General features: G+C 62.1%; 2 protein-coding genes. One reads left to right on the top strand and one right to left on the bottom strand.

Features of this window, described 5'->3' with window-relative positions; all coding sequences use genetic code 11:
- The coding region (locus tag NV1_RS41565; RefSeq protein ID WP_067905220.1) for a trypsin-like peptidase domain-containing protein at positions 1-1,288 on the bottom strand (1,288 nt) is incomplete at its 3' end.
- Between the two features lie 204 nt (positions 1,289-1,492).
- Here NV1_RS41565 and NV1_RS41560 point away from each other — a divergent pair.
- A partial coding sequence (locus tag NV1_RS41560) for an AAA family ATPase (protein WP_157117786.1) occupies positions 1,493-1,933 on the top strand: 441 nt, incomplete at its 3' end.

Raw genomic sequence — 1,933 nt, 5'->3', positions numbered from 1 at the left:
AGCTGATCACGTGCCCGCAGTTCGGGCAGTACTTCTCGTCCGGTCGGTGTTCGGAGCCGCAATTCGGACAGAAGTGCACACCCTGTACTGACGGAGTCATGTGTGCCGTCTCCACCTGTCCCTGGGTCGTGGACACGGCAGGTGCATCGCCGGATGCCGGGTACGGTTGAGACGACGGTCCATGGTCCGCGGTCTCGGTCGAATCAGTGGCAAACGGTGCGGCGGGAGGTACTCCGGCACCGCCACTGGATGCTGGCTGTGTCTTGCCAGTCTTCCGGCGCCGGATCATCAGGAACACAGCTACCACGACAACTATCAGAACCGCCAGACCGACTCCGACCACTACGGGAACGATCGGGAAGCTGCGGTTCGATGCCGTCTGGCCCAAGTGCACGTCATGGGAGTCCAGAAAGGCCCGTAGATCCTTGGTATCGGTGATGAAATTGGTACCGGCCGCCGTCACGCCAGTCGCAGGGTTCAGCGCACTCGAGCTGTTCACCCCGACGACCTGCCCCGCGGCGTTTACAGTTGGGCCGCCGGACATGCCGCCCGATATGTCGGTACTCACTTCGAGCATGGTGACGCCCTGCGGTGACACTTGCTGGCTGGACGCTGTTCCGGACTTGAAGGACGGGCGGGGGATTCGGCTTTGGTCGGCGATGTCCAGCACAGTGCCGGGGAAGCCGATGGAGGTCAGCTGACTGCCGACCGACGGGCTCTGGGCCGCGACCGGCATTGCCGAGGCATTCCGGGACAGACCGGATACCTTCAGCAGCCCCAGATCGCCCTGCTTGAACGGGCGGAAGTCCACGACCTGCACAGTAGTCGCGCTGCTCAGCACCGCGCCGTTCACCGCTTGCGGCTGAATCGCTCTCACATCGCGTTCCACCGGGGCGCCCTGCTCGGTGCCTTCCACCTTCCAGTTCATAATGGCGACGCCCAGCAGATCCGGCCGATTCTGAGCCTGCAAGTACTGCTTGAGCAGTAGCGACTTGCCCTCGGCGGGATCGACACAGTGCCCGGCGGTTGCCATTTCCCCATCTCCGCTGACGAACCATCCGGTGCAGGTCGAACCCGCCGTCAACTGCTTGGTCCAGTACCCCCGCCCGGCGCGATCGTAATCCGGAGGGACGTAGATATAACCCTTCCATGTCGTGTCGAGCAGGACGATCGATTTTTCCAGACCGGCTTGGTCAGGTGCAGCCACAGCGTGTGGGGCGCCGACGCACACAACCGAGCCTGCCAACAGCAACGTTCCGATCGAACGAAGCGATTCTTTGACGAACATGATGGCTCCTCACTGTGACGTAGCGCAGGTCGTTGTGTGGGCTGGCGACGTCGAACCGGAGAGCGGCTCACGCGAATCTGCTGGAATCTTCATTGAATGGCGGCGCTGCCGGTGTAGGAAGAACCGCTGGTCCCGGGTCCGTGGGCCGTTCGTACGCGTTTCGATTTGTTCCTTGTGCTTCCACATAGGCATCCTGGAGAATGTATGACCCAGTCGCAGAACCTCAGCCAGCCCAGGCTCGATAACTTGACGTTGTCCCTGAAGGAGGGATGGCAGGCCTACGCCGAAGCGGCGCCTCGTTCCTGCCCAGAACGTTTAACCCAGGTCGACGAAAACGCCGAACACGTTGTGGTAGTAGATGCGTTCCCGGGACTCGGTAAGACGACCGCGGTCTTGTCGTTCGCGAAGAAACTCCACGTCCGCGAGGTCAGCCTGAACGGCAAGGTCACGGAGCAGGGGAACGAGCGGTGGCCGGTCTGCCGGATCGGGCTCACCGGCAACACCGGAACGCGGGATTTCAGCAAGGCCATGGTCGACTTCTACGGCCATCCGGGCTCGAACCGAGGCACGACGTCCCAGTTCGTTCAGCGAGCTCTGGATTGTGTACTGGCCTGCGAAACGAAGGTACTGATCATCGACGACGTC

The sequence above is a fragment of the Nocardia vaccinii NBRC 15922 genome, from assembly GCF_001613305.1.
Classification (GTDB): Bacteria; Actinomycetota; Actinomycetes; order Mycobacteriales; family Mycobacteriaceae; genus Nocardia; species Nocardia vaccinii.
Note: the sequence above shows the minus strand (reverse complement) of the source record. Positions and strands in the feature narration are given on the sequence as shown.